Annotated in this window: 2 protein-coding genes and 1 pseudogene; all 3 read left to right on the plus strand. The window is 59.0% G+C overall.

Going from position 1 to position 483, the window contains the following annotated elements; translation table 11 throughout:
• Window positions 1–128: pseudogene (locus JHD77_RS32065) on the plus strand (HNH endonuclease signature motif containing protein); the annotation flags it as partial.
• The gene (locus JHD77_RS32070) at window positions 112–330 is read left to right on the plus strand and encodes a hypothetical protein (RefSeq protein WP_003103847.1); all 219 of its coding nucleotides are present in this window, start codon (window positions 112–114) and stop codon (window positions 328–330) included. The pseudogene JHD77_RS32065 and the gene JHD77_RS32070, both read left to right, overlap by 17 nt.
• Window positions 327–483: DnaB-like helicase N-terminal domain-containing protein (locus JHD77_RS32075; protein ID WP_325099879.1), on the plus strand; the 157-nt coding region annotated here is incomplete at its 3' end. The genes JHD77_RS32070 and JHD77_RS32075, both read left to right, overlap by 4 nt.

Here is a 483-nt window from a genome sequence, read left to right on the forward strand (position 1 = left end):
TCACCCGGGCCGAACGCATGCGTCGCAACTCCATCCATCGCTATCCACCTGAGCTGAAGAGCGCAATCCGCGTCATCAGCAAGCTCAAGCGCACCATTCAGGAGGTCGAGCATGAAAAACAAGATTGAGGATCTGCGTAATCACCTCTTCGCCACCATCGAAGGCCTGCTGGACGAAGAGAACCCTCTGGATATCGAACGCGCGAAAGCGGTGGCTCATGTGGGTTCGGTGATCATCGAGTCCGCCAAGGTGGAGGTGAAAGCGCTGGAGATCATCGGCGCCCCGGGTGGAAGCACGTTCATGCAGATCGGCCGGGAGGACTCGAAGTGAGTGTTCTGGAACTCACGCCGCCGCACTCCGTCGAGGCGGAGCAAGGGGTACTCGGTGGCCTGATGCTGGACAACGCGGCATGGGACATTGTCGGCGATCACCTGCAGAAGGAGGACTTCTTCCGGCATGAACATCGGCTGATTTTCACCGCCA

The sequence above is a fragment of the Pseudomonas sp. P20 genome (assembly GCF_016463925.1).
In the GTDB taxonomy this organism is placed as follows: Bacteria; Pseudomonadota; Gammaproteobacteria; order Pseudomonadales; family Pseudomonadaceae; genus Pseudomonas; species Pseudomonas aeruginosa.